At 44.0% G+C, this 2,855-nt stretch carries 1 protein-coding gene and 1 pseudogene; both read right to left on the reverse strand.

What is annotated here, in order from left to right:
* Positions 1-88: 88 nt before the first annotated feature.
* A pseudogene (locus V7L97_RS12000) lies at positions 89-789 on the reverse strand (response regulator transcription factor).
* Positions 790-2,855, reverse strand: a 2,066-nt coding sequence (locus V7L97_RS12010) for a heavy metal translocating P-type ATPase (RefSeq protein ID WP_333656298.1), incomplete at its 5' end; no start/stop codon positions are given. It lies immediately after the preceding pseudogene.

Genomic DNA, 2,855 nt, shown 5'->3' on the forward strand with positions numbered 1-2,855 from the left:
AAAGCTGCTGAGAGGGCAATGATGGAAACAGATAGAAGCAGTATGAGAAATTTTATTCCCAAACTCTTAATCATCTTTTAAGCATTCCTTATACATCTCTCCTGGCAATGAATCTATAGCCTACGCCATAGATAGTAAGTATGAATTCAGGTTTTTTAGGGTCATCCTCTAACTTTTGTCTGGTGTTTTTGATATGCGCATCAATGCTCCTTTCATAGCCTTCAAATTGATAGCCGAGCGCATTTTCAACAAGCTCATCCCTTGTAAAAACCTTGTTGGGACTTGATGCAAGGGTAAAGAGGACTTTAAATTCGGTTGGAGTAAGATTTACTAAGACACCTTTCTTTCTTACCTGATAGCTCTGCCCGTCTATTATTAGAAGTCCGTTATTAAAACTCATAGGTTCTGCACCGATCAGATCTTCCTTCCGCGCCCTTTTTAAAACAGCCTTAATCCTGTAAACCAGTTCCCTCGGGCTAAAGGGTTTTACAACATAATCATCTGGTCCGAGGGCGAAGCCTGCGATTCTTTCCTCTTCCGAGGATTTTGCTGTAAGCATAATTATTGGAAAATCGCCTACCTCTTTGAGTTCCTGAAAACTTCTTCGCCGCTCATATCAGGCAGCATCAGGTCGAGTATTACAAGAATTGGAACCTCTTTCAGAGCGGACTCAATGGCATCTCTCCCTTTGTCAAAATGCATTACTCTAAAGCCAGCGCCTTCGAGATATGCCTTTACAACCCTCGCCATCTTCTTATCGTCTTCTACTATAAAAACCGGCTGAACCATTTACTTCAAAAGCCTCGATGAATTCAGAAACACGAGGACATCAGGCATTACATGGGCGACTGCTGCCATTGCTGGGGAGAGGATGCCTGTCGAGGCAAGGGTGATGCCGACCAAATTAAAAATTATCCCAACTGCAAGGTTTTGCTTTATAATGCTGAATGTCTTTCTTCCTATCGATACTGCCTCCGGTATCTGCTTCCACTCGTCTCTCATCAATGCCACATCAGATGCCTCTATGGCCGCATCTGAACCAACAGCGCCCATTGCTATGCCCACATGCGCCTGTGCAAGGGCAGGTGCATCGTTTATCCCATCTCCAACCATAAGGACTTTTCTGCCTCTCGATTCTAATTCTTTTATGGCATCAAGCTTGTCTTCAGGCAGTAGTTGTGCCTTAACAGTTCTAATTCCTAAAGAGGAAGCAATGGCATTGGCTGTTCGGGGATTATCGCCTGTGAGCATAATGGGAGCGTCAAAGCCAAGGTTCTTTAAAGAGTTTATGGCTTCAATGCTTCCCTCCCTGATAATATCTGCCACACAGATAACGCCGCAGACTATATTGTCATGAGATAAGAGCAGGGCTGTCTTTCCTTCTTCTTCTTTCTGATTTATATATCTTTCGGTCTCCTCTGCAAGGGTTATATCAGAGCTTTTCAACATCTCCCTGCTTCCGAGGACTATCTTTTTGCCGTTTATAACGGCCTCTATACCCATGCCCGGAACAATTCTGCATCCATCGGGGTCTGGAACACTCACCCCCATTTCAACTGCCTTTTTAATTATGGCCTTTGCAAGGGGATGTTCCGAGTACCGCTCTACTCCGGCAGCGCATGAGATTATCTCTTCATCGTCATGCTCTGCAAAGCCCTTTATATCGGTCACAACAGGGTCACCCATCGTGACCGTCCCTGTCTTATCCATCACTATGGTATCTACCTTTGCAAGCGCTTCAAGATAGCGTCCTCCTTTTATGATAATGCCTTTTTTTGCAGCCCTGCCCATGCCCGCAACCACGGCAAGCGGAGTTGCTATAGCAACAGTGCATGGACATGCAACAACAATGACCGCAATGGCATTTGTTATCTTCCATGTTATTAAAAATGTGAGAATAGAAATGGCAAGTATAGCAGGCGTGAAGTATGCTGCAAACCTGTCGGCTATCCTCTGTACAGGCGCCTTTGACGCCTCTGCCTCTTCAACAAGCCTTATAATCCTCGCATATGTGGTATCCTGCCCTGTATGCGTTACCTTTATGAATAAAACACCAAGTTGATTGATTGTTGCTGCGTATACAACATCGCCTTCCCTTTTTTCCACAGGAATAGATTCTCCTGTAATGGACGCCTGGTTTATTGAGCCTCTACCTGAAATAATTACACCTTCCACAGGGATTTTTTCTCCAGGCTTGACAACAACAATATCGCCTTTCTTTACTTCTTCAACAGGAATCTCTACTTCTGTGTCGCCCCTTTTCACCCTCGCTGTTTTCGGAGCCATGTTGATTAAGTCCTTTATAGCCTTTCTTGATTTCTCCATGGTAAAGGAATCTATGAATTCGGATATAAGCATGAAAAAGGCTATTATTGCGGCAGAGCGAAATTCTCCTATGGCTGTAGCAGCAACAACGCCCAGAGCCATGAAGACATCGGCAGTGATAGCCTTGCTTCTCAGGTCTATATAGGCATGTTTAATAAGGGGATACCCTCCGACTGCAATGGCGACTATCGAAAAAATATCGATTGGTGAAAGCCTCTTTGTTATTCCGGTAAGACTCAGGGCAATCAGGAAAAAAACAAGCCCTATTCTCAATAGATCAAATGTCCACTCGCCTTTCGCAAAGAAAAATTTCTTTGGGGCTTCTTCTTTTTCGGTTAAGACCTTATATCCAAGGCTATTAATAGTGTCTATAATGGATTTTTCTTTTATTATTGACGGGTCGAACTGAATATCTGCCTTTTCGGCGCCGAGATATACTGTAATGCCTTTAACACCTTTATGCCGCATCAATGCCTTTTCTATCTTTTCAGCGCAGGCAGCGCAGTCAAGGCCTTTTACTGTAAGGCTAA

The organism is Dissulfurispira sp. (genome assembly GCF_036745535.1).
GTDB lineage: Bacteria > Nitrospirota > Thermodesulfovibrionia > Thermodesulfovibrionales > Dissulfurispiraceae > Dissulfurispira.